The organism is Allobosea sp. CCNWLY174 (assembly GCF_037120455.1).
GTDB classification, from domain to species: Bacteria; Pseudomonadota; Alphaproteobacteria; order Rhizobiales; family Beijerinckiaceae; genus Allobosea; species Allobosea lupini.
This window is the reverse complement of the sequence record NZ_JBBBBQ010000013.1, coordinates 107,119-129,846: the sequence shown is the minus strand read 5'-3', so window position 1 is coordinate 129,846 and position 22,728 is coordinate 107,119. Positions and strand designations below refer to the sequence as shown.

Annotated in this window: 20 protein-coding genes and 1 pseudogene; 13 read left to right on the top strand and 8 right to left on the bottom strand. The window is 64.5% G+C overall.

Annotated elements, in window-relative coordinates; genetic code table 11:
- Together V7S63_RS26785 and V7S63_RS26780 are read left to right on the top strand one after the other, a co-directional pair.
- Window positions 1–461 (top strand): tetratricopeptide repeat protein (locus tag V7S63_RS26785; RefSeq protein ID WP_336532542.1); only part of this gene is annotated, 461 nt, incomplete at its 5' end.
- Between the two features lie 201 nt (window positions 462–662).
- Entirely contained in the window at window positions 663–1,277 is a 615-nt protein-coding gene (locus V7S63_RS26780) for an SDR family oxidoreductase (protein WP_336532541.1), read from the top strand.
- Here V7S63_RS26780 and V7S63_RS26775 read toward each other — a convergent pair.
- Window positions 1,208–5,113, bottom strand: coding sequence for an autotransporter domain-containing protein (locus V7S63_RS26775; protein WP_336532540.1), 3,906 nt, complete (start codon window positions 5,111–5,113; stop codon window positions 1,208–1,210). The two genes, V7S63_RS26780 and V7S63_RS26775, sit on opposite strands and share 70 nt — an antisense overlap.
- A gap of 66 nt (window positions 5,114–5,179) precedes the next feature.
- On the opposite strand from V7S63_RS26775, the gene V7S63_RS26770 reads away from it, so the two are divergent.
- The 3 genes and pseudogenes from V7S63_RS26770 to V7S63_RS26760 all read left to right on the top strand — a co-directional run.
- Window positions 5,180–5,716, top strand: a complete 537-nt coding sequence (locus V7S63_RS26770; protein WP_336532539.1) for a hypothetical protein — start codon at window positions 5,180–5,182, stop codon at window positions 5,714–5,716.
- Window positions 5,717–6,127: 411 nt separating this feature from the next.
- Window positions 6,128–7,027 (top strand): MarR family transcriptional regulator, encoded by a 900-nt coding sequence (locus tag V7S63_RS26765; protein WP_336532538.1) that lies wholly within the window; start codon window positions 6,128–6,130, stop codon window positions 7,025–7,027.
- A 57-nt stretch (window positions 7,028–7,084) separates the two neighbouring features.
- Window positions 7,085–7,216 (top strand): annotated as a pseudogene (locus V7S63_RS26760) (RidA family protein); the annotation flags it as partial.
- A 350-nt stretch (window positions 7,217–7,566) separates the two neighbouring features.
- Here the strand turns inward: V7S63_RS26760 and V7S63_RS26755 are convergent.
- Genes V7S63_RS26755 through V7S63_RS26745 form a run of 3 tightly spaced genes read right to left on the bottom strand, consistent with a single transcriptional unit; the run spans window position 7,567 to window position 10,507 of the window.
- Window positions 7,567–9,072, bottom strand: a complete 1,506-nt coding sequence (locus V7S63_RS26755) for a tripartite tricarboxylate transporter permease (protein ID WP_336532537.1) — start codon at window positions 9,070–9,072, stop codon at window positions 7,567–7,569.
- A gap of 13 nt (window positions 9,073–9,085) precedes the next feature.
- Window positions 9,086–9,541: a tripartite tricarboxylate transporter TctB family protein gene (locus tag V7S63_RS26750; protein WP_336532536.1), complete on the bottom strand. Its 456-nt coding sequence runs from the start codon at window positions 9,539–9,541 to the stop codon at window positions 9,086–9,088.
- A 12-nt stretch (window positions 9,542–9,553) separates the two neighbouring features.
- Entirely contained in the window at window positions 9,554–10,507 is a 954-nt protein-coding gene (locus V7S63_RS26745) for a Bug family tripartite tricarboxylate transporter substrate binding protein (protein ID WP_336532535.1), read from the bottom strand.
- Between the two features lie 279 nt (window positions 10,508–10,786).
- Here V7S63_RS26745 and V7S63_RS26740 point away from each other — a divergent pair, with 279 nt between their 5' ends.
- From V7S63_RS26740 to V7S63_RS26725, 4 genes are all read left to right on the top strand, one after another.
- Complete coding sequence (locus tag V7S63_RS26740) at window positions 10,787–11,779, top strand: Bug family tripartite tricarboxylate transporter substrate binding protein (protein WP_336532534.1); 993 nt, start codon at window positions 10,787–10,789, stop codon at window positions 11,777–11,779.
- A gap of 49 nt (window positions 11,780–11,828) precedes the next feature.
- A complete protein-coding gene (locus tag V7S63_RS26735) occupies window positions 11,829–12,794 on the top strand; it encodes a LysR family transcriptional regulator (RefSeq protein ID WP_091841937.1) in 966 nt (321 codons plus the stop codon).
- A 36-nt stretch (window positions 12,795–12,830) separates the two neighbouring features.
- Entirely contained in the window at window positions 12,831–13,781 is a 951-nt protein-coding gene (gene kdgD / locus V7S63_RS26730) for a 5-dehydro-4-deoxyglucarate dehydratase (protein WP_091841934.1), read from the top strand.
- A 207-nt stretch (window positions 13,782–13,988) separates the two neighbouring features.
- Window positions 13,989–15,071, top strand: coding sequence for a lactonase family protein (locus V7S63_RS26725; RefSeq protein ID WP_336532533.1), 1,083 nt, complete (start codon window positions 13,989–13,991; stop codon window positions 15,069–15,071).
- A 300-nt stretch (window positions 15,072–15,371) separates the two neighbouring features.
- Here V7S63_RS26725 and V7S63_RS26720 read toward each other — a convergent pair whose 3' ends face one another.
- Genes V7S63_RS26720 through V7S63_RS26710 form a run of 3 tightly spaced genes read right to left on the bottom strand, consistent with a single transcriptional unit; the run spans window position 15,372 to window position 16,392 of the window.
- Window positions 15,372–15,566: a hypothetical protein gene (locus V7S63_RS26720; protein WP_091841930.1), complete on the bottom strand. Its 195-nt coding sequence runs from the start codon at window positions 15,564–15,566 to the stop codon at window positions 15,372–15,374.
- On the bottom strand, window positions 15,563–15,787 hold the full coding sequence (locus V7S63_RS26715; RefSeq protein WP_336532532.1) for a hypothetical protein: 225 nt from the start codon (window positions 15,785–15,787) through the stop codon (window positions 15,563–15,565). Before V7S63_RS26715 ends, V7S63_RS26720 begins: the two co-directional genes overlap by 4 nt.
- Window positions 15,784–16,392: a TetR/AcrR family transcriptional regulator gene (locus tag V7S63_RS26710; RefSeq protein WP_091841995.1), complete on the bottom strand. Its 609-nt coding sequence runs from the start codon at window positions 16,390–16,392 to the stop codon at window positions 15,784–15,786. Before V7S63_RS26710 ends, V7S63_RS26715 begins: the two co-directional genes overlap by 4 nt.
- Window positions 16,393–16,470: 78 nt before the next feature.
- On the opposite strand from V7S63_RS26710, the gene V7S63_RS26705 reads away from it, so the two are divergent.
- From V7S63_RS26705 to V7S63_RS26690, 4 genes are all read left to right on the top strand, one after another.
- Window positions 16,471–17,595: an efflux RND transporter periplasmic adaptor subunit gene (locus V7S63_RS26705; RefSeq protein ID WP_336532551.1), complete on the top strand. Its 1,125-nt coding sequence runs from the start codon at window positions 16,471–16,473 to the stop codon at window positions 17,593–17,595.
- The gene (locus tag V7S63_RS26700; RefSeq protein WP_336532531.1) at window positions 17,592–20,759 is read left to right on the top strand and encodes an efflux RND transporter permease subunit; all 3,168 of its coding nucleotides are present in this window, start codon (window positions 17,592–17,594) and stop codon (window positions 20,757–20,759) included. Before V7S63_RS26705 ends, V7S63_RS26700 begins: the two co-directional genes overlap by 4 nt.
- Window positions 20,759–20,980, top strand: a complete 222-nt coding sequence (locus tag V7S63_RS26695; RefSeq protein ID WP_336532530.1) for a cyclic nucleotide-binding domain-containing protein — start codon at window positions 20,759–20,761, stop codon at window positions 20,978–20,980. Before V7S63_RS26700 ends, V7S63_RS26695 begins: the two co-directional genes overlap by 1 nt.
- 309 nt (window positions 20,981–21,289) lie before the next feature.
- Window positions 21,290–21,679, top strand: a complete 390-nt coding sequence (locus V7S63_RS26690) for a YciI-like protein (protein ID WP_336532529.1) — start codon at window positions 21,290–21,292, stop codon at window positions 21,677–21,679.
- Window positions 21,680–21,718: 39 nt separating this feature from the next.
- Here the strand turns inward: V7S63_RS26690 and V7S63_RS26685 are convergent, their stop codons facing one another.
- Complete coding sequence (locus V7S63_RS26685; protein WP_336532528.1) at window positions 21,719–22,612, bottom strand: LysR family transcriptional regulator; 894 nt, start codon at window positions 22,610–22,612, stop codon at window positions 21,719–21,721.
- Window positions 22,613–22,728 lie beyond the last annotated feature (116 nt).

Below are 22,728 nucleotides of genomic sequence, written 5' to 3'. Positions count from 1 at the left end.
AACACGCGTCGTCGGCGATCAACAGGGCCCTATTGCTGAACCCGAACTCGGCGTGGACGCTGCAGAGGGGAGCGTGGAACAGTTTCTACAACGGCCAATACGACGAGGCTGTCGATCGTTTCAGGGCGAGCATCCGGGCGAGTCCATTGGATCCGCTGAACTACAATGCCTCCTTCGGGATCGGCTGCGCCTTCTTCGGTAAGGAGTGCGACGAAGCCGCCGTGGAGTGGCTTGAGGCGGCGATGGCCACCCGGCCAAGCGCAACCTTCGTCCATCGCGTCCTAGCCTCCGCGCTCGCCCACCTGGGTCGTGTGGAGGAGGCCCGGCGAGCGGCCGATACCTTCCTCGCAGCTCATCCAGGAATGACCGTCTCCGCGATCCTGGAAACGCTGCCCATGAATTCCCCGAGCTATGTGGAGCGTTTCGCCGAGGGCATGCGGAAGTCCGGTATCCCCGAATAGCTGCGCCGCTGCAGCAGCGAGCAACCAGCAAACCGGACGAGCCCACGCTGAAGGTCTGCTTCCTGGCCATCAATCAGAGGCCGATTTTGGCGCTTCCTGTTGATCCCTCGCCGTAATTTGGCTCGCTCCCGGCCAAGCAGCCTGACTCCTTTTCGTTCCCTCATCCGTCTTAGCTCCATCACATGATCGGAGCGCGGAAACATGAGTTTGCAGGACAAGAGTGTCGTGGTTACCGGGGGCAGCCGTGGCCTCGGTTCGGGCCTGGTCGAGACCCTTGTCGATCTTGGCGCCAAGGTCACCGTGGTGGCGCGGCAATCCGAGGCGCTCGAAGCGGTACGGAACCAGCTAGGGGTAGGAACGCTTGCCGCCGATGTCAGGGACGGTGCCGCCGCCCATCGCATTCTCGCCGAGGTGCGGCCGGACATCCTAGTGCTGAACGCCGGCGCCAAGCCGCCGATGGCTAAGCTCGACCAGATCAGCTGGGCGTATTTCACAGCGCTGTGGGAACATGACGTCAAGGCGGTGCTGCATTGGCTGCAGGCGGCGTTGAACCTGCCGCTCGCATCGGGAAGCCGGGTCCTCGTGGTATCGAGCGGTGCGGCCGTTGGCGGCTCGCCCATGTCCGGCGGCTATGGCGGCGCCAAGCGCAGGCCGTTGCGGTCGGTGACCTTGCCCGCAACTGTCAGAATGATGGCTTCCTTCGGGCGGGGCAATTCCGCCGCAAATGACGGCGCAGCGAACTTTGCTCAGAACCGCATTTCGACGCGTCCCTTGAGGGCGTGGTCGCGGGAGCGTTCGCCGATGGCAGCGGAGTAAGTCAGGCCGAGCGCGGTAGCGGAGGAGATGCGCCAATCGAGGCCGGCCTCGGCGACGAGGGCCTCGCGGTCGATCGGGGTGGCGAAGACCGTGGCCGGCGTGGTGCCGGCGACGAAGGCGGTGCGGGCCTGCGGCGTGAGATCGCCGAAGCCATGGCGCCAGCCGAGCATGCCGCGGGCGAACAGCGGCATCGCCCCGATCTGCGCCTCGGCGCGCAGGCCGAGCGTGGTGAAGCCAAGCGTTTGGTCGCTGGAGAGCACCCGCAAGGCCGCCGCGCCGCCACGCTCGGTGCCGGCATCGGTCGAGACCCGGATCAAGGCGAGCTGGGCGAAGGGCTCCAGCGCAATGCCCTGGAAGGCGAAGCCATAGCCGAGCTCGGCAAAGCCCTGCGTCACCGAGCCCGGACGCTGCAGGCGCAAGAGATCGCCGAAGCCACGGATCTGGACCTGGCGGCGGATGTCGCTATCCGACCAGCTATAGGCCGCGCCGGCATCGAGGCGAAGGTTGCCGAAGCGGGCGCCGGCATAGAGCGCGGCATGGCCGCTCTCGAGCTTGCCGCTGGAAAGCCTAGCATCGATATCGAAGCGCGACTGGCTGTAGCCGCCAGCAACGCCGAGCTTCAGCGATGAGCCCGGCGCGTCGTAGACCATGACATCCGCCCCGAGCAGCGCCCCGCCGCTGCGGCGGCTCAGGCTGGCGGCATTGCCGTCGTCGTCGGTGTTGCCGGCGCTGCCGAAGGCCGTGCCCCAGAGGCCATAGCGCGGCTGCGGCACCGGGGCGGGCATCATGACCGCGCCCTTGCGGCCGGCAAGGTCGGCGCTGAAGGCACCAGCGACCTGCTGCCCCGGCGCGGTCAGCAGTGGGCCGCGCAGATGGCCGAGTATGGTGTCGCGCACAAGCCGGCTCGCGTCGATCATCTCGCTGACCGCCTGGGCATGCGCCTCGCCCGAGAGCAGATCGAAGCCGGCCCGCGCCTGATCGGCCGTGGCCGAGATCAGCTCGTCGTAGACCGCATTGCCGACCCCGAGCCGCTCGGCCGCGATCGCGATGAAGCCCTGGTTGCGGGTCTGCGCGACAGAGGTGCCGCCGGAGCTGCCGCCACCCTCGGGGCCGAAGGAGTTGTCGTTGCGCGTCATCGTCAGCGTGACGTTCTGGCTGTCGTAAGTCAGCGACGGCGTCAGGAAGGCGAGGTTCGAGGTGACGCTGCTAAAGGTGCCGCTGACGCCACCTGAGGCGGTCAGGATTGTGTAGCTGGTCGCCGCCGCGTAATTGCCGCTCTCGGCCAGCACCTGCACATTGCCGCCACTGATGCTGGCGCTGCCGGACGCCACGATCCTGTCGCCCTGACCCGCGGCGTTGACCTCGACCTGATAGGTCGAGCCGCTTGCGAAGGAAACGTTGCCCGACACCGTCAGCGTCCCGATCGAGTTGCCCGGCGCGACCGTCGCGCCGGCATTGACCACCGTCGTGCCGACCGTGCCCGAGCCGCCGAGCGTCGCCCCGCTCATCACGGTGACCGCCGAGGAGGCGAGCGATCCGTTGACCGAGAGCTTGCCGGCCTCGACCGTAGTCGAGCCGACCAGAGCGCTCGTGCCTGTCAGGTCGAGATTGCCCGCACCGCGCTTGGTGAAGGAGCCGGTTCCGTTGATCGCGTTGGCGAAGCTTGCATCCGTCAGCTGGTCGATGACGAGCACGCCGCTATTTATGATTTGGCCGACGCCGAAGCTACTGGCCGAGCCGATCAGCGTGCCCTGCGCGATCAATGTTCCGCCGGAATAGGTGTTGGCGCCGGTCATGGTCAGCGATCCGGCCCCGCGCTTCTGCACGTCGCCCGAGCCCGAGATCGCGCCGGCGAAGGCGATGTCGTCCGAGCGGTTGAAGGCGAGCGTGCGGTTGTTGACGACAGCGCCCGTGATCGAGCCCGAGGTGCCGCCATCGCCGATCTGCAGGACGCCGTCGGTGATCGTGGTCCCGCCGGCATAGGTGTTTGTTCCGGTTAGCACCAGCGTACCGTTCCCGGTCTTCGCGAGGGCGCCGCTGCCGCTGATGCCACCCGACCAGGCCAGGTCGGCATCGGCCTGGAAGATGCCGCCTGCGGCATTGAGTACGACATTGCGGGTAGAGGAGAAGCTCGCCGTCGTCCTCAGCGTGCCACCGTTCAGACTCAGGCCGCCAGAGATCGCGCCGAGATTGGCATCGGCCGAAACCTGCAGCGTGCCGCCATCGATCGCCGTTCCGCCGGTGTAGCTGTTGTTGCCCGAGAGAATGAGCCTGCCGCCGCCGACCTTGACGATGGCCGTGCCGGTGCCATCGACAATGGTCGAGGCAATACTGGCGACGACGCCGTTGTCGACATTGAAGGTACCGTCCCCTCCACTCGCGGGCGCGATCCAGAGCGTGCCGCCGCTTAGCACATAGCCGCTGGTCGAGAATTGCAGAGTGTCGAAGCTCACCGTGCCTGACACGCTCACCGCACCGCCCGCGGCACCGGCGAAGATGCCAACCGAACCGCCCCAGCCCCCATTGGTGCTGCCGGCGCTGTCGGTCCAATTGGTGCCGAACGCCGACCAGGTACCGGCACCACCGTTGACGGTGCCATTGGCCGCGGTGTTCGCGCCGTCCCAGAATTGCATGGTCTGGCCGGTGCCGAGCACGACGAGATTGACCTGTCCCGCCACGGCCGTATCGACTTGCGCGCTGGCGATGGCGAAGTCGCCGCGGGTCGAGGTCACGCTCTGGCTGTCGAAGCTGCCGGTGAGCGTGCCGCCATAGTCGAACAGGCGATAATAGCCGGCCGCCGCAGCGCGCGCGTCGAGCGCGCCGCCGAGCGTGAGGTTGCCCGTAACTTCAACGAGGTCGTTGCCGGCGACGGGATCGCTACCGCCGACCACTCCCGGCGTGTTCAGCTCGAAGACCGAGGTCGAGCCGCTGTTGAGCGTCAGCGATCCGACCGTGAGCGTGCCTGGGCTGTGGCCCGCCGACAGAGTGCCGTCCACGGTCACAGCCCCGGCGATGCTGCCGGTCCCGGACAGGGTCGCGCCGGCTGCGACCGTCACCGCGCCGAGCCCGATCAGCGCGCCGTCGACGCGCAGCTCTCCGGCGGAAACTGTCGTTGTGCCGGCATAGCTGCTGGTCCCGCTCAGCGTCTGCCTACCGGAGCCCTGCTTGACGACACCGCCGGTACCACCGATCGAGCCGGCGAAGCTCCTGCTAGTCGCATCGCCGAAGGTCAGCGTCCTGGCGCCCAATGTGACGACGCTGCCGGCCGCGCCGGATAGCCCTCCAATGGTCTGATCGGTGACGGATGTGCTGATGTCGAACGCAGCGCCTGCGCCGGCAAGGTTCAGCGCGCCGGCCGCGCCCAGGCTGCCGGCGCCGCTCAGCGCGAGTGTGCCGGCATTGATCGTTGTGCCGCCGGCGTAGATATTGCTGGCGGTCAGCGTCTGCGTGCCAGCGCCCTGCTTGATGATGCCGCCCGTGCCACTGATGACCCCGCCGAACGTCTGGTTCGTCGCGTCGCCAAAGGTCAACGTATTGGCGCCGAGGGCGACGGTGCTGCCACTGACTCCGGACAGCCCACCGACGGTCCGTCCGCCGGTCGCGCCGCTGATGTCGAAAGCCGACCCCGCTGCAGCGAGGGTCAAGCTGCCGCCTGCGGCGAGGCTGCCGGCGCCGCTCAGCGCGAGCATGCCGGCATTGATCGTCGTGCCGCCGGTAAACGTGTTGGCGCCGGAGAGCGTCTGCGCGCCCGCGCCATCCTTGGTGAAGCCACCGTAGCCCGAGATCGTGCCGCTGAAAGCGGAAGTGGCATTCTGCGTGCCTGCACTCAGATTCACTCCGGGACCGAGGACGATCAGCCCGCTGCCGCTGAGCCCATTGACCGACAGCGAAGAGTTCAGCTGGTGCGTACCATCGATCTGGAGATCGGTAGAAGCTTCCACAGCGTCGGAACTGGTGGTCGTCAATGTCACACCGGGCCGAACCTCGAGCGTCCCGATGCTGGCACCAACACCCGTCCAGGTGCTATCCCCGGAGAAGGTGAGCCGCGACGCTCCCGTTATACTGGTCGAAAATGTTCCTCCACCAATCGTCAGCGGCGCGGCAATGCCGATCTGGCCATTGCCCTCAAGACGGGAGATCGTGGTCGCGTCACTCGAGAGATAGACTGTCGCATTGTTGTTGATCGTGAGGGATTTAGCCTGGCTCAACACGGCGCTGAGCGAATGAACGACGACACCACCGGGCCGTACGAGCATAGACGTCAAGGTACCGCCGTCCACGACAATATTGAGACCGATTCCTCCTGCCCCTTCCCAGCCATTGAAGTTGATATTGCCCGTATCCGCGGCCGACCCGAAATAGACAGTCGCTCCTGTCAGGAAACCGTGGAAGTAGACATTCATGGAATGTCCGGCAACCGCAGATATCCGACCGACTGACCCTGTATCCGCGATTATTCTGCTACCAAGACTGATATCGTCGAGAGCGCGGATATGGCCCGCCGTTCCCACGAACATAACCCTGTCGTAGGGGAATGGGTTATCAGTCGAAACTTCTGCCAAGCCTCCAATGTTGCCAACAGTTTGGGAGATCGCAAATTGACAGTGGGCGTTCTGAATTAGTAGAACTAAGAACGTGAGAAGAATTCGTCCTTTGTACGTTGAGCGTTTTGATTTCGCTGATTGAGCGGTACCGCCAGCCTGTTGTCGGATGCCTGCTGGATCCCCCGGGCGAGTAGCGGTCTTTCGCATGGCAGGCTATGAATCGGCTCAGTCGATTGTCGTCGGGGCAGACGCATCAAGCCATGCCGACCTTGCGTTGCAAAGTCCAAAATCTGCACGCATCCGGCCATGCATGATGCTCCGGAACCGGCTGCGCGCGCCGATTTGCTCCACCGCTCAATCGCGCTCCATGCCGACAGAGGTCCATGGCCCTATGCCGCCAGCCTGACCCACCACCGCGGGTTCCGCGATGCGCTACGCTTATATTGCGCTGCAGTGATCCAGCGACCGGAGATGCCCTGGCCGGCGGATAAATTCTTCGGCCAGAGGCTGCGCTATCTTGTGTCTTTTTCTCTGATCGGTCTCGATGCGCGCTGGCGCCGGGGGGGCGGCGAGGCGCCGACGCTTGCTACACTCCAGCGTGTCGCGCCAGCCAGCGCTCGGCAGATCGCAGAGCTGGTCGTCACGCTCAGGCTGGGCGGTTACGTCACCGCGCAGCGACTGCCCGCAGACCGTCGAGCTTTGCGGTTGAGCCCCTCGATGACACTGCTTCAGGAAATCGGTCGCTCACCCCTCGCTTTTCTGGAGGCCTCCGAACGCTTGGTTCCGGCTGCGTCGCCGATGGTTGCGAAGCTTCGGTTGGATGCTGCTGCGTTAGCGGATTGGCTCGGAGCCTCCTATGAGAGGTTCCTGCAGGAGGACGTCTACTTCGGTCCCTTTTGCAACGTAGTCGAATTCACCGGTCAGGATTGTGGGTACTCCGTGCTGTCGGCCGTGCTGGCCACACACTATGCCGCGCTGTCGGGCGTCGCCGCCCCGGCGCCCCTATCCTACAGCGGATTGGCCGAGCGATTTCGAGTCTCCCGTCAGCACATCGGCAATATCCTCTCGAGCGCGGAACGACGCGGATGCTTCAGCGTTGCCCGCGGCGGTCGCAGCGTTGCCATTTCGGCAGACTTCCTGTCGGAGTTTGAGACTTGGGCAGCAGGGCAGATGGCACATTACCGCGTACTCGCCGAGCGTGTATGACGGGTGCGGGCAATGTATTCGGTGTAGTCGCCGCCACAAGCAGTGAGCTAGGTGGGCTTCGACGATATCGTAGACATCACGACGTTTCATACTGATCCCGAAAACCAGTTCGGCACGGTGATGAACGTCAAGAGCAAGATATTTCCGCAGGCACCCTACCCGAACTAGACGGCGATCGGCGTGAACTAGCTGGCGAGCTTAGCCTTCGAGATCAAGGTCATCGCCCCTATTCCTGAAGCTTGAAGAGCGTGTTTCCGAAATGACCGGCGCTGTATCGCCGAAGGGGCTTCCCTTGGGGGCGTGATGTTTCAGCTTGGCATCGCGCAAGACTGCTGAGGCGCGGAAAGCTGCTTTAGCCCTATCCGATGACGTCCGCTTCCGGGCGAAGTCCCAATGTCGGGAGTTGGCGCGCAGTTCGCGTTCCAGCAGTTCGCATTTGCCGATCGCAGCTATCGATCGCTGGCAATCATGATGCACCCATCAATATGCGTCAGGTGCACGCGATAGTCGAAGAGGCCAACGCGGCACCGATGGAGATTTCACGCGCTATCTGCCAGAGCCGCCCTTCGATTGCGCAGGATTGTCGGCGACAGCATCGCCAGCAGGAGCACCGCGACCACCGCCAGCAGCACCGCGCTGATCGGACGCGACAGGAAGACCGAGAAACTGCCGTCCGAGAGCAGCATGGCGCGGCGGAAGTTCTCTTCCAGTTGTGGCCCGAGCACGAGGCCGAGCAGCAGCGGGGCCGGCTCGACGCCGATCTTGATGAAGAAGTAGCCGATGCCCGCGCAGCCCAGCATCAGCCAGACATTGAACAGGCTGTTGGCGATGCCATAGGTGCCGATGCAGCAGAACAGCACGATCGCCGGGAAGAGCAGGCGGTAGGGAATCTTCAACATCGAGACCCAGAGCCCAATCAGCGGCAGGTTGATCACCAGCAGCATCAGGTTGCCGACCCACATCGAGGCAATCACGCCCCAGACCAGCTTCGGCTGCTCGGTCATGATCTGCGGCCCAGGCTGGATGCCCTGCATCATCAACGCGCCGATCATCAGCGCCATTAGCGCGTTCGCCGGAATGCCGAGCGTCAGAAGCGGGATGAAGCTCGTCTGCGCGCCGGCATTGTTGGCGGCTTCCGGACCGGCAACCCCTTCGATCGCGCCCTTGCCGAAGCGGGACGGGTCCTTCGCCAGCTTTTTTTCAAGTGCATAGGAGGAGAAGGGCGGCAGCGCCGCGCCGCCGCCGGGCAGCACGCCGAGCACCGAGCCCAGGGCGGTGCCGCGCAGCATGGCGGGAAAGGCGGCGCGCAGATCAGCCCGGCTTGGGATCAGGTCACGGACCTTCTGGCTGACGACGCGGCGCTCCGTCGGTCGCTCCAGATTGGCGATGATCTCGCCGAGGCCAAACAGGCCCATAGCGATCGGCACGAAATCGAGGCCGTCCGAAAGCTCAGCGATGCCAAATGTCATCCGCGCCGCGCCGGACGAGACATCGATACCGACGAGGCCGAGCAGCAGTCCCAGCAGCACCATTGCCAGCGATTTGGCCACCGAGCCATGCGCCAGCACGACAGCCGCGATCAGGCCGAGCACGAGCAGGCTGAAATACTCGACCGCGGTGAATTTGAGCGCCAGCACCGAGAGCGGCACGCTTAACAGCGCGATCACGACCGTCGCCAGCGTGCCGGCGAAGAAGGAGGCGATGGCGGCGATGGCGAGCGCCGTGCCGGCCTTGCCTTGCTTGGCCATTTCGTGACCGTCGATGCAGGTCACGACGGAAGAGGTCTCGCCGGGCACGTTGACAAGGATGGCCGTGGTCGAGCCGCCATATTGCGCGCCGTAGAAAATGCCGGCGAGCATGATCATGGCGCCGGCCGGGTTCAGCCCGAAGGTGAAGGGCAGGAGCAGCGCCACCGTCGGGATCGGCCCGATGCCCGGCAGCACGCCGATCGCCGTTCCGATCAGCACGCCGATCAGGCACAGGCCGAGATTGTTGAGTTCGAGCGCGGTCGAGAGGCCGAGCAGCAGATTGTCGAACAGTTCCATGGTAAGGCAACCTTCAGCGCGGCCAGACGGGCACCGGCAGCGCCAGGACCTTGATGAAGAGCAATACGGCTGCGCCCGAGAGAACGAGCGCGAACGGGACCGTTTCGAGTACTCGCCCTTCGCGCGTGGCGAAGCTGGCGAGTACGACCGTGACGACGGAGGCGATGGCGAGGCCGAGCTTCTCAGCCGTCAGCGCGAAGATGCCGACGGCGCCGAGCACCGCGAGCAACGGCCGCGCCAGCACAGGCTCGATCGCCTGCGCCGCCCCGGCGCGCCAGGCGCCGCGCGCGCAGAAAAATAGGCCGAAGCCGAGCAGCACCAGCGCGATGACGCGGGGCATGTAGCCCGGCCCCATATCGGCGGCATGACCGACGGCGAGGTTATGGGTGGCGAAGAGCGTGCCTGTCGCGACCCCGACTAGGAACAGGCCGAGCAGGAGATCGCGCCAGTCGATCCGCGAAGGGGTCATCGGAGCGCTCACCTAGCTACCCTTGATACCCGCCTCGCGGATGATGCCACCCCAGCGTGTGGTGGCGTCCTGCAGCCAGGTCGAGAATTCGGCCGGGGAACCGGATTTCACCACGCCGCCCTGCTCGGCGATCTTGGCCTTGATGTCGGGCTCCTGCAGGATCTTGCCGATCTCGGCATTGAGACGCGCGATCACTGCGGGCGGCGTGCCGGCCCGCGTGAGGACGCCTTGCCAGGTACCGGCATCGCCGCCCGGCAACCCGGCCTCCTTGAAGGTCGGCAGGCCGGCGACGCGATCCTCGCCGGTAACGGCGAGACCGACGAGCTGCTTGTTCGAGACGAAAGGCAATGTCGCGGTCGAGCCGTTGATAATGACGCCGCTCTCGCCGGAGACGACGGCGCGCGAAGCCGCAGCGCCGCCTTTATAGGGCACGTTCTTCCAGGTGATGCCGAGTTCCTTGGCCATCTGAACGGCGGTGATGTGATTGGCGGCGCCGACGCCGGAATTTGCGACCGCGAGCTTGTTCGGGTTCGCTTTGGCATAGGCGACCAGTTCCTGCGCCGTCTTGGCCGGGACCGATTCGTTCACGGCGAGGACATAGGGGCCGAACATCACCATCGAGACCGGCGCCAGGTCCTTGGCCGGATCATATGTCAGGTCCGAGAACAGGCTGGGCGCGGTCGCCAGCGAGCCGACATCCATCAGCAGCAGCGTATGACCGTCGGCTGGCGCCTTGGCGACGGCATCCGCCCCGAGATTGCCGGCCGCGCCCGGCTTGTTCTCGATCACGACGGGCTGGCCGATCGCAGTCGAGAGCTTGGGACCGATCAGGCGGGCGAGGATATCGGAGGTGCCGCCGGGCGCAAACGGCACCACGAGACGCACCGGGCGCTCGAAATTCTGGGCGCCGGCGGGCTGCGCGGCGAACGCGAGCCCGGCCATCATCGTAACGGCAAGGCTCTTCATCGAGCCTGCGGACAAACGGAACGGAAGTAGGAATCGGCTCATCTGTCGTGTCCTCCTGTGGGGTGCGGACCGGCCGTTCGGCCAAGGTCGCAGACAGTCTTGCAAGCTGCCTCGTCTTACGCAGGATAGGATGGGCACGATGCGCCGGTGAGTTAGATTGGCAATGAAACCATACCTTTTTTGGATCGTACGATAGCGCCAAGGGGGTTGCCCGGAACTGGGTCCCGCCTACTCTCAAGCTGAGACGGCAAAAGCCGCAACATCTCCTGGGAGGGAAAAATGAACCGATCGATCACGCGCCGTGCGGCGCTGAAGTTGGCAGGCGGCGCGCTCGCCGCACCGCTTTATTCGCGCGGCGGCTTCGCGCAGGCCTATCCGGCGAAGCCTGTGACGGTGATCGTGCCCTTCGGCGCCGGCGGCACCACGGATCTTGTCGGGCGCATCATCTGCGAGAAGTTGACGCTGCGGATGGGCAAGGGCTTCATCATCGAGAATCGCGCCGGTGCCGGCGGCAATACGGGGGTGGCCGCGCTCTCGCATGCAGCGAACGACGGCTACACCATCGGCATGACCACACCGTCGACGCACGGGATCAACCCCAACCTTTACAAGGAGAAGCTGCCCTTCAAGCCGTTCGAGGATTTTGAGTTTCTCTCGCTGGCCTCGTCGCAGCCGAATTTCCTCTGCATCCATCCGTCGATCCCGGCGCAGAACGTCGCCGAGCTCATCGCCTATCTGAAGGCCAATCCGGGCAAGGAGAATTTCGGGTCCTCTGGCATCGGCACCTCGATCCACCTCTCCGGCGAACTCTTCATGCAGCTCGCCGGCGTGAAGATGCAGCACGTCACTTATCGTTCCTCGGGTGCGCTGGTACAGGATCTGATCGCTGGCAACGTCAAGATCTCCTTCGACAATTTCACCTCGCCCTATCCGCACTATAAGGCAGGCACGCTGCGCGGCCTCGCCGTCACGACGACGGAGCGCGCCAAGATCGCACCGGAAGTTCCCGCTTTGGCAGAAACCCTCCCTGGCTTCGACATCAGCTCCTGGAACGGCTTTCTGGCGCCCAGGGGCACGCCGAAGGAGATCTGCGACAAGCTGACCGCCGAGATGCAGGCCGTGCTCAAAGATCCCGCCGTCGTCGCACGCTTCGAGGAGCTGGGCGCGGCCGCGACGCCTTCGACCGGGGAGGAGGCGAAGGCGAAGGCGCAGAGCGAGATCGCCAAGTTCAAGGGGATCATCGACAAGGCCGGGATCACCATCCAAAACTGAGCCTCGCCGCGAAAGCAGGGCCTTCGGGCGGCGCAATGGAAGGCTGGGGATGTTCGAGCTGAGCCAGCTACGCTGCTTCGTCGCCGTCGCGGAAGAGCTGCATTTCGGCCGGGCGGCGCTGCGTCTGAACATGACGCAGCCTCCCCTCAGCCGGCAAATCCAAATCCTCGAACGGGTGCTCGACGTCGTGTTGCTCGAGCGCAGCAACCGGACGGTGAAGCTGACGCCCGCCGGCCAGAGCTTCCTCGCCGAGGCGCGACGCCTGCTCAAGCTCGCGGAGAGCGCGGCGTTGTTGGCCAAGCGCGTCGCCAAGGGCAAGGCCGGCTCGATCAATGTCGGCTTTACCGCGACCTCGGCCTATTCCTATGTGCCGGAGTTGGTCGCGGCGTGCCGGCGCGAGATGCCCGATGTCGAGATCTCGCTGAAGGAGATGGTTAGCGGCGACCAGCTCAAACGGCTCGATTCCGGCGAGATCGATATCGGCCTGCTGCGACCGCCGATCCCGCGCACCGGCTTGAGCGCTTTTCGTGTCATGGCCGAGCCGCTGATCGCGGCGGTCAACGCCAGCCACAGCCTGGCACGTTCCAGGACGATCGCGATCGAGGATCTCGCGAGCGAGCCCTTCATCATGTACGCGCCCTATGAAGCCCGCTATTTCCACGACCTGTTGGTGGAGCTGTTCTCGCGCGCAGGCCTCGTGCCGAACTATGTCCAGCACCTCGCCCAGATCCATTCGATCCTCGCAATGGTCCATTCCGGCGTCGGCGTCGCGCTTGTGCCGGAAGCCGCTATGAACCTGCATTTCAGCGGAGTCGCCCTGCGCCCGGTCGACCTGCCGCGACAGCGTCCCGCGGAACTCTTCTTCGTCAGCCGCGAGGACAACGACAACCCACTCCTCCCGATCGTCGCTGCTCTGGCGAAACGTATCGCGCATGATCCGGTGAAAGTGCGACGGAGCGATCCAATGATTGGATCGACCGATACAGTGTTTGGTCACTTTCGGCATCGCTCTTGATCTACTCCTGCGCTGCATTCAGTCAGGGAGCCGAGTATGAGCAAGATGACCCCGCAGGAAATGGCCCGCCATATCGGCAATGGATTGCTCTCCTTTCCCGTCACGCCCTTCACCGAAGGCAACGTCTTCGACGAGGCGCGTTATCGCTCCAATCTCGACTGGCTCTGTGGCTATGAGGTCGCCGGTCTCTTCGCAGCCGGCGGCACGGGCGAGTTCTTCTCGCTCTCCCCGACCGAGGTGTTGAAGGTGGTAGCAACCGCCGTGCAGGAGACCCGCGGCCGTGTGCCGGTCCTCGCCGGTGTTGGGCACGGCACGCAGATCGCGACCGAGCTCGCGGCCGGCGTCGAGCAGGCCGGCGCCGACGGCATCCTGCTGCTGCCGCCCTATCTCGTCTTCTCCGAGCAGGATGGTCTAGCCGCTCATATCGAGGCGGTCTGCAAGGCGACGAAGCTCGGCGTCATCGTCTATAACCGCGACAACGCGATCGTCACCGAAGAGACCCTGGCGAAGCTTTGCGAGCGCAATCCCAACCTCGTCGGCTACAAGGACGGCATCGGCGACATCGAGCTGATGACACGCATCCATCTGCGCATAGGCGACCGCCTAACCTATATCGGCGGCCTGCCGACGGCCGAGACCTTCGCCCTCCCCTATCTTGAAATGGGCGTGACCACCTATTCCTCGGCCGTGTTCAACTTCGTTCCGCAGTTCTCGACGATGTTCTATGCAGCGGTGCGCCGCCGCGACCGCGAGATGGTGCAGGCTGGCCTGCGTGACTTCATCCTGCCGCTGATCGCGATCCGCAACCGCAAGCGCGGTTACGCCGTCTCGATCATCAAGGCCGGCATGAAGGTGATCGGCCGCAATTCCGGCCCGGTGCGGACCCCGCTGACCGATCTCACCGAAAGTGAGACGGCGGAACTCGCCGCCCTCGTTGCAAAACTCGACAAGAGCGAATACGCGACGCGCGAACGCGCCGCGGCCTGAGCCTCTTTCGAGAGAATGATCGACGCCGTCGCTCCGATCGGGGCGACGGCGTTTTCCCCTTATCGGAGCGATCTTGCTCTTTCGATGCGCCGATTGGATGGATCGATACGGCCTTTGAGCTGTCCGTGACCGATTCTGACTCGAATAATCGCCCCTCGAGGTCGCGCCGCCAGCCATGGCCAACGAAAGACCGACAGGGGGAAGACAATGACGAGGACAAAGACTGGCGCGGCAGCGCTGCTTGCGCTCATCCTGGGCGCCATGCCCGCCGCTGCGAAGACCATCGTCTACGTCTCGAATGCCGACAGCCGCGAGATCAGCGTGCTGGAGCTCGACGCATCCTCACGCCAATTGAAGCCTGTCCAGACGGTCGCCGTCGGCGGCACGGCAATGCCGATGGCGATCTCGCCCGACAAGCGCCATCTCTATGTCTCGCTGCGCTCGCAGCCCTTTTCCGTCAGCTCCTTTGCCATCGACCAGCAGAGCGGCAAGCTCGATTTGCTCTCGACAGCGCCGCTGCCCGACAACATGGCCTATGTCGCGACCGACCGGACCGGCCGCTTTCTGCTCAGCGCCTCCTATACCGGCCACAAGATCGCGATCAATCCGATCAGCCCGCAGGGCTTCGCACAGGGCGAGCCGGTGCAGGTCGTCGAGACGCGCAAGCACGCTCATGCGATCCTGACGGATCCCTCGAATCGCCATCTCTTCGCCACCAATCTCGGCGGGGACGTCGTGCTGCAGTTCCGCTTCGACGCAGTGACGGGGAAGATCGTGCCCAATGAGCCGGCCGTCGTCGAAACCAAGCAGGGCGCTGGGCCGCGCCACATCGTCTTCCATCCCAACGAGCGCTTCCTCTATCTCGTGAACGAGCTCGACGGCACGGTGGACAGTCAACGTTTCGATCCGGCAAGGGGCACGCTGTCAAAGCTCGGCAGCATCAGCATCGTGCCGCCGGGCTTCAGCGGCGGGGCACCGGCCGCCGCCGAGATCCGCATCGCGCCGGACGGGCGCTTCCTTTACGCTTCTGAGCGCACCTCGAACACGATCGCCGCGTTCAAGGTCGACGCCGAGACGGGCGCCCTGACGCCGGCGGGGAACTTTGCGACGGAAACGCAGCCGCGCGGTTTCAACGTAGACCCGAGGGGGAGCTTTCTGGTCGCGGCCGGCCAGAAGTCGAATTCCGCAACGCTCTATGCCATCGATCCGGACACCGGGGCGCTGAAAGAGCTTCAGAAGATCGCGCTCGGCAAGAATCCGAACTGGGTCGAGATCATCGAGCTGCCGTAACTAGCTGGCCCTGAAAGAAGCGATCTCGTGGCCGGCCGCTTCCAACGTCGCCTTCTCGGCGTCGAGCCAGCTTCAGCTTCTGGCGCCGGGAAGACGCGAAGGCGTCGCCGGCCGCCCTTGGTCGAGCCCAACCGAAAGTTACAGCCCGATCTGTCCATTGCAAACAATGCAGCGCGGACGGCGGATCGGGCGGTTGCGCGGCGACTTTCGAGGCCTCGCGTCCATCAATCGATCTACTGCTGCCGAGCAGACGACCCCAAAAAAGGTGTGCGTGCCGCATTTGCACAATGCTGCGGCGCGTCAGGCATACTCCCCATTCGGTGGGATCGGTTCGGGCTGCATCGCAGCGACCCGTGCCTTCAAGGCAGCCAATTCATCTTCAACGCGGCGCAGTCTGGCGTCGTCGATTGCAGCACGGCCTTCATCGAGTGCGGCTAGCGCTTCACCATAGGCCTTCATTTCCGCGGCGAGGCGCGACCAGATCGTGCCCGTCATCGGCTGCCTCCGTCGAGTTGAGCGCCGGTCAGCCCGAGCTCGGTCCCCATCCGCGGGAAGGCCGGCAGGATGATGTTCGTGGCAAGCGTCTCAATCGCGGCAAGACCCGCTAGCAGAATGACGATATCGCTGGTGACATTACGAGCCGCGCTGGCAGCGAGGCGGTCGCCCACGCGTGGAAAAGGGCCCGGACGACTCAAATCCGCAGGGGGAGCCTTCATTGCATCCGCTCCGGCTCGACAACGGCCGCGTGGCCCTGGCGCCCGACATCCTCGCTGGTCACGCTGGCGGCAGCCGTCTCCAGAAAGCGCCGTGCCAGAGTTTCGTCGTTCACGGCCCTCGACAGGAGCAGCGCGCCGACCATCGTCGAAAGCACGACCATCGCCTCGTCTTCGTGTCCCTCGCCGAGCCATCCAGTGACCATGTCGAGATAGCCGAGCATCCCAGCCTCAAAGACGGCTTTGACTTGGGGACCCTGCCGCGCCGCGTCGGACCCCAGCGCAACGATCGGGCAGCCATCGGCGCGCTCGGCGGAGTGGCCTTGGCTCAGATAGAACTCGCTCACCGCCCGCAAGCTATCGTCCGGCCGCGTCGCCGCCGCCTTCGACCAGCGCTCGGAAACGCTCTCCAGCGCGCGACGCGTCGCCAGAGCGACCAACTCGTCCTTCGACGCAAACTGCTTGTAGAAGCCGCCTTGTGTCAGGCCTGCTCCCGCCATCAGGTCCTTCAGGCCGATGCCGTCGAAGCCGTTCTCGCGAAACAGCCGGCTGGCCGTCTCGATCACCCGCTTCCTGTTCTCCGCCGCCTGTTGCCGTGACACGCGCATCCCGAACCTCAAAATTAGATTGCGTTCGAACTCTATATACAGCATAGATTTCGAACACAATCTATTTTGGTGTGGTTCATGTCTCGAAGATTCAAACTCGCTTTGGCGGCGGGTGCCGTGACCCTCGCAGCCGCAGGCATCGCCGGCGCCATCATGTTGGTGGGGCCGAGATCCGCAGCCTCCGTAAAGGTCGATCCGCGCCAGGATGCACCGACCGTGCTTGTCTCGATCGCCAACCCTGTCGTCCGCGCGGAGAGGCGCTTCACCGGTGTCATCGCGGCTCGGGTTCAGAGCAATCTCGGGTTCCGTGTTCCCGGGAAGATCGTCGAGCGGCTGGTCAACGTAGGGCAGCCAGTGAAAGCCGGGCAGCCGCTCCTGCGGATCGACGAGACCGATCTGCGCTGGGCCCTGACCGCAAAGCGCAATGCCGCTGCGGCCGCCCGCGCTGTGCTGACCCAGGCCAAGGCGGATGAGGCGCGCTACGCGGTCCTGGTCAAACACGGCTTCGCCGCCAGCCCCCAGCGTTACGAACAGGCCAAGGCAGCATTGGACACCGCGACCGCGCAGGCTGCCGCGACCGATGCGGAGGCGAGAGTCGCCGAGAACGAACTCGGCTACGCCATCCTCGTTGCCGATGCGGACGGCGTGGTCGTGGATACGTCGGGCGAGCCCGGCCAGGTCGTGGCGGCTGGGCAGGTCGTGATCCGGCTCGCTCAGGCCGGGCCACGGGAGGCGGTGGTGGCGTTGCCCGAAACGATGCGGCCAGCGATCGGGTCAGTCGCGCAGGCAGCGCTCTATGGCTCCTCCGGTCGGAGTATAAGGGCGATGTTGCGGCAATTGTCGGATTCCGCCGATCCGCAAACCCGGACGTACGAAGCCCGCTACATCCTCGACGGCGATGCCGCTGCAGCGCCACTCGGCGCGACCATCACGATCGGCATCGCGGCGAGTGGGGCGGCAGCCGACATGGAGGTGCCTCTTGGTGCGGTCCTCGACGATGGACACAAGACCGGCGTCTGGCGCCTGGACGACGCGGGGTCGCTCGTCACCTTCCAGCCGGTGCGCTTAGTCCGTGTGACCGGCGATACAGCCATCGTCTCCGGGCTCGAGGCCGGCCGTCGGATCGTATCGCTGGGAGCGCACCTCCTGCGCGAAGGCCAGCGGGTAAGGCCGTCCTCCAGCACCGAGGCGGCCTCGCGATGAGCCTGAATCTCTCAGCCATCGCCGTCCGCGAGCGGGCGGTGACCCTGTTCACGATCATGCTGCTCATTGCTGCCGGCGCTTATGCGTTCGTCAAGCTCGGGCGCGCGGAGGATCCGAGCTTCACGATCAAGACCCTGACGGTCACCTCCATTTGGCCGGGCGCGACGGCCCGCGAGATGCAGGATCTAGTTGCCGAACCCCTTGAGAAGCGGCTCCAGGAACTGGCCTGGTACGATCGTGTCGAGACGACGACACGACCGAGCTTCGCGTACCTCACCGTCAACCTGAAGGATTCCACCCCGCCCGGGCGCGTGCAGGAAGAGTTCTACCAGGCCCGTAAGAAGCTCTCCGACGAGGCCAAGAACCTGCCGCAGGGCGTGCTCGGCCCCTTCGTCAACGATGAATACGCCGATGTCAGCTTTGCCCTCTACGCTCTCAAGGCGAAAGGCCTGCCGATGCGGGAGCTGGCCCGGCAGGCCGAGGTCATCCGGCAGGATCTCCTCCACGTTCCTGGCGTCAAGAAGGTCAATATTCTGGGTGAGCGTCCCGAGCAGATCTTCGTCGAATTCTCCCATGAGCGGCTGGCAACGCTCGGCATCTCTGTCCAGGACGTCGTTTCGGCTCTGCAGCGTCAGAACACGGTGACGCCGGCGGGCACCGTCGAGACAAAAGGACCGCGCGTCTTTATCCGCGTCGATGGCGCCTATGACAGCATTCGCGCGATCGCCGACACGCCCATCGTCGCCGGCGGCCGCACGCTCAAGCTGTCCGACATCGCCGATGTCCGGCGCGGCTATGAAGATCCGCCCGGTTTCATCATCCGGCACCACGGGGAAGCCAGCCTGATACTCGCCGCCGTCATGCAGGACGGCTGGGACGGGCTGGCTCTCGGCAAGGCGCTCGACGCCAGGACGGCGGCCATCGGCCGGGCGCTGCCGCTCGGCATCTCGCTGGAGAAGGTGACCGACCAGGCCGTCAACATCGCCTCGGCCGTGGACGAGTTCATGACGAAGTTCGCGATGGCGCTTGGCGTCGTGCTTCTCGTCAGCCTGCTCAGCCTCGGCTGGCGCGTCGGCATCGTGGTGGCGGCTGCGATCCCGCTGACGCTGGCCGTTGTGTTTTTCATCATGCTGGAAACCGGCCGCTTCTTCGACCGGATCACGCTGGGTGCGCTCATCCTCGCGCTCGGGCTTCTCGTCGACGACGCCATCATCGCCATCGAGGTGATGGTGGTAAAAATGGAGGAGGGCATGGATCGCATCAAAGCCGCGGCCTATGCCTGGAGCCATACCGCGGCGCCGATGCTCTCAGGTACGCTTGTCACGATCGCCGGCTTCCTGCCGGTCGGCTTCGCCCCTTCGACGGCCGGCGAGTATGCCGGCAACATCTTCTGGGTCGTCGGCTTCGCCCTGATCGTCTCATGGATCGTCGCGGTGGTTTTCACGCCCTATCTCGGCGTCAAGATGCTGCCAGAGATCAAGCCGGTTCCCGGCGGCCACGCGGCGATCTACGACACGCCAAACTACCGCCGCCTACGCACACTCATCACCTACGCGGTCGATCATAAGGTTCTGACCTGCGCGGTCGTCGCCGTCGCCTTCGTGGTGTCCGGCGTCGGGATGGGCGGCCTGAAGCAGCAGTTCTTTCCGACCTCGGACCGACCCGAGGTGCTCGTCGAGGTGCGTCTGCCTGAGGGCAGCAGCATCGAGACGACGACGGCGGCGGTCGCGAAGATCGAGCGCTGGCTCGACAAGCAGCCCGAAGCCAAGATTGTGACGAGCTATGTCGGCCAGGGCGCGCCGCGCTTCTTCCTGGCACTGTCGCCCGAGCTCCCCGACCCGGCCTTCGCCAAGATCGTCGTTCTGACGCCGGATGCAGGCACCCGCGAGGCGCTGAAGCAACGCCTCCGGCAAGCCATCTCGCAGGGGCTGGCGCCCGAAGCATATGTCCGCGCGACGCAGTTCGTGTTTGGCCCGCCCTCAGTGTTCCCGGTCGAATTCCGCGTGACCGGCCCTGATCCGGCGCAGCTCTATGCGATCTCCGAGCGTGCTCTAGAGATCATGCGCGGCGTGCCCGACGTCCGGGAAGCCAACCGCGACTGGGGGAACCGCACGCCCGTCCTGCGCTTCGTGCCGGACCAGGACAGGCTCAATCTCATCGGACTCTCTCCGGCGCAGGTCAGCCAGCAGCTTCAGTTCCTGCTCAGCGGTGTCGCCGTCACGCAGGTTCGCGAGGGCATCCGCAATGTGTCCGTCGTGGCGCGCAGCGCCGGCCCCGAGCGCCTCGATCCGACGCGGCTCGCGGATTTCTCCCTGATCAGCCGCGATGGTCGCCAGATTCCGCTCGATCAGATCGGGCATTCGGAAATCCGCTTCGAGGAGCCGATGCTGAAGCGCCGCGATCGCGTGCCCACGATCACGGTGCGCTCGGAGATCAACGAAGCGACCCAGCCTCCGGAAGTCTCCAAGCAGGTCCTGACCGCGCTCCAGCCGCTGATCGCGTCGCTTCCAGCGGGCTACCGCATCGACATGGGCGGCTCGATCGAAGAAGCGGCCAAGGCCAACGACGCGCTGGCGAAAATCTTCCCGCTGATGATCGCCATAACACTGATCGTGGTCATGCTCCAGGTGCGGTCGTTCTCGATGATGACGATGGTGCTGTTCACCGCGCCGCTCGGTCTAATCGGCGTCGTTCCGACGCTGCTCGCCTTCAACCAGCCATTCGGATTCAACGCGATCCTGGGCCTCATCGGCCTGGCCGGCATCCTCATGCGTAACACGCTGATCCTGACCGACCAGATCGAGGAGAACAGGGCCGCAGGGCTAGACGACTACCGTGCGGTCATCGAGGCGACGGTGCAGCGGACGCGACCCGTCATTCTCACCGCTCTTGCGGCAGTTCTTGCCTTCATTCCATTGACCCACTCGGTGTTTTGGGGCTCGATGGCCTACACCCTGATCGGCGGGACGGCCATCGGCACCGTGCTGATCCTGCTGTTCCTACCGGCTCTCTACGCTGCCTGGTTCAGAATCTCTCCGACCCCGGCCAACCGGAGCCATGAGGCACACTCGGGCCGCAGACCGTTGCCCGCAGCGGTGCATGGCACGTCGAGTGAACGCTCCGCCGACCTTGAGGCGCTGCAGGAGCAACGCGAAATGGTATGATGCGGCTGGCAATCGCGGGACAGAACATGATCATGATCATGTCCGACTTCGCACTGCAGGAATTCTGGGTCGAGCACGGTCGCGAACGCTGTCTGGCGGCAGGCGAAACGCTGTTCCGCAAAGGCGACGCCATTGAGCAGCTTCGTCGCGTCGAACACGGATTGATTGCGCTGGTGCGACCGCTGCCACAGGGCGCAGATTTGAACAATAGCGTCAGGTAGCATGTTGCCCAACCGATGCCTGGTTCGGGCGCACTGGCCTTAATGGCCGCAGTTGGTGCTACCAATACTTCGAGCTCGGCGTCCTATCAGTCCGCAAGGGTTAGGCTTGTGGGGCGCCAAATGCTTCGGATCGGCGAATTGTGACACGGACTAAGAAGGGCGAAATCGCTAGTTACGTACCTATCGTCCGCACTGCACCGACAAATTGGCGTCTGACGCACGCCTTGGGCGGTGTAATGTTTAGCGCCCATTTAGAGCAAGGGTTTTGGACAAACCTGATCTGACCAAGTTTTCTGAAGGCGCGCGAAGGTGGCCTTTGATGGCGCCAGCAAGCGCTTTCGTGGCCTGCGTGCCTCCGCTCAGACCGAACATTGCATGAGGAGCAACAATGCCGTGAAACACTATGTTCTCTTCCTTGCATTCTCAGACAGCTACGAGGCCCGCCGGCCGGAGTTTCGGGATGAACATCTGAAGAAGGCCTGGGCCGCCGCTTCGCGCGGAGAGCTGGTTTTGGCAGGAGCACTGACCGATCCCCTGGATACGGGTGTCATTCTCTTCAAGGGAGATAGCCCGGAGATCGTCGAGCGGTTCGTGAAGGACGATCCCTATATCAACAATGGTCTCGTTCGGGAGTGGCGCATTCGTGAGTGGGCCACCGTCGTAGGCGAGGATGCCTCCTCGAAGATGCGGCCGAACTGACGACGCGTCTGCCGGTCCAGGCGCCAGATGCCGTCCGGCCTAAGCCAACTCGGGTAGGCGAAGGTCGCGATTGCGTTGCATCACCTCGGCGCACAGGAAATCCGCCAGCGCCCGGATGCGAGCGGACGCGGCAAGGTCGGCGTGGGTAACCAGCCAGACCTCTGCGCTGAACATCCGCTCGGGCGGAATCACGCGGACGAAGTCCTCGTTCACAGTGAGAAAATCCGGAATGACGGCAAGGCCGAGGCCAGCCCGTACGGCGGCAATCTGCGTGGCGAGGCTGGTGGTGATCATGGCGATCCGGCAGCCGGGATGCTCCCGAGCCAGCCATGTTGCAGCCGGCAGATGGGCGTGGGACGCGTCCCAGGCGATCGCATAGCGGCCCCCAAGCGGCTCGCCAGCCTGGGCCGGATGGCGCTCGACATAATCCCTGCTGCCATAGACCGAATAGGTCATATGCCCGACCCGCCGGATTTTCAGGTTCCCGCGCAACGGTCTCACGACGCGAAGGGCGATGTCCGCTTCTCGTCGTTCAAGTTCTGCCGTCGCTGTACTGGTCAGAATTTCTAGGCAGATTCCGGGATATCGCTCCTTGAACGCCGGAAGAGCTGGGATGACAAGGTCGGTGGCCAGGTTGTCGGATGTGGCCAGCCGCACCGTCCCCACCGGGCTTCGGTCGAGTCCCGCGGCGGCTCTTTCAAGCGCCATGACGCTGTCCTCGACCAACTCGGCATGGCGTAGGACCTCCTGCCCCGTATCGGTCAGGAAATAGCCGGTCTGATGCCTTCGAAAGAGGCTGGCGCCGATGCTCTTCTCAAGCTCCGCAATCCGCCGGCTGACCGTCGACTGGCTCGCACCGAGATTGGACGAAGCCAGCGTAAGGCTGCCCGTCCGTGCCACGGCGAGGAAATATCGCAGATCGTTCCAGTCCATGCATTTTCCAGAATCGGCGGACCATCTTCCATGATCGCCCATTGTTTTCCAAGCGGGACGGGACGAGCTTTTCGCAGTGGCGGCGCGTGCGCATCGCCTGCAACCCCGTCACCACA

Excerpts from the sequence above, each read along its gene's own strand:
- V7S63_RS26780 (WP_336532541.1), top strand. The coding sequence starts at position 663 with ATGAGTTTGCAGGACAAGAGTGTCGTGGTTACCGGGGGCAGCCGTGGC.
- V7S63_RS26765 (WP_336532538.1), top strand. The coding sequence starts at position 6,128 with ATGCATGATGCTCCGGAACCGGCTGCGCGCGCCGATTTGCTCCACCGC.
- V7S63_RS26755 (WP_336532537.1), bottom strand. The coding sequence starts at position 9,072 with ATGGAACTGTTCGACAATCTGCTGCTCGGCCTCTCGACCGCGCTCGAA.
- V7S63_RS26750 (WP_336532536.1), bottom strand. The coding sequence starts at position 9,541 with ATGACCCCTTCGCGGATCGACTGGCGCGATCTCCTGCTCGGCCTGTTC.
- V7S63_RS26745 (WP_336532535.1), bottom strand. The coding sequence starts at position 10,507 with ATGAAGAGCCTTGCCGTTACGATGATGGCCGGGCTCGCGTTCGCCGCG.
- V7S63_RS26740 (WP_336532534.1), top strand. The coding sequence starts at position 10,787 with ATGAACCGATCGATCACGCGCCGTGCGGCGCTGAAGTTGGCAGGCGGC.
- V7S63_RS26735 (WP_091841937.1), top strand. The coding sequence starts at position 11,829 with ATGTTCGAGCTGAGCCAGCTACGCTGCTTCGTCGCCGTCGCGGAAGAG.
- kdgD (WP_091841934.1), top strand. The coding sequence starts at position 12,831 with ATGAGCAAGATGACCCCGCAGGAAATGGCCCGCCATATCGGCAATGGA.
- V7S63_RS26725 (WP_336532533.1), top strand. The coding sequence starts at position 13,989 with ATGACGAGGACAAAGACTGGCGCGGCAGCGCTGCTTGCGCTCATCCTG.
- V7S63_RS26720 (WP_091841930.1), bottom strand. The coding sequence starts at position 15,566 with ATGACGGGCACGATCTGGTCGCGCCTCGCCGCGGAAATGAAGGCCTAT.
- V7S63_RS26715 (WP_336532532.1), bottom strand. The coding sequence starts at position 15,787 with ATGAAGGCTCCCCCTGCGGATTTGAGTCGTCCGGGCCCTTTTCCACGC.
- V7S63_RS26710 (WP_091841995.1), bottom strand. The coding sequence starts at position 16,392 with ATGCGCGTGTCACGGCAACAGGCGGCGGAGAACAGGAAGCGGGTGATC.
- V7S63_RS26705 (WP_336532551.1), top strand. The coding sequence starts at position 16,471 with ATGTCTCGAAGATTCAAACTCGCTTTGGCGGCGGGTGCCGTGACCCTC.
- V7S63_RS26700 (WP_336532531.1), top strand. The coding sequence starts at position 17,592 with ATGAGCCTGAATCTCTCAGCCATCGCCGTCCGCGAGCGGGCGGTGACC.
- V7S63_RS26695 (WP_336532530.1), top strand. The coding sequence starts at position 20,759 with ATGCGGCTGGCAATCGCGGGACAGAACATGATCATGATCATGTCCGAC.
- V7S63_RS26685 (WP_336532528.1), bottom strand. The coding sequence starts at position 22,612 with ATGGACTGGAACGATCTGCGATATTTCCTCGCCGTGGCACGGACGGGC.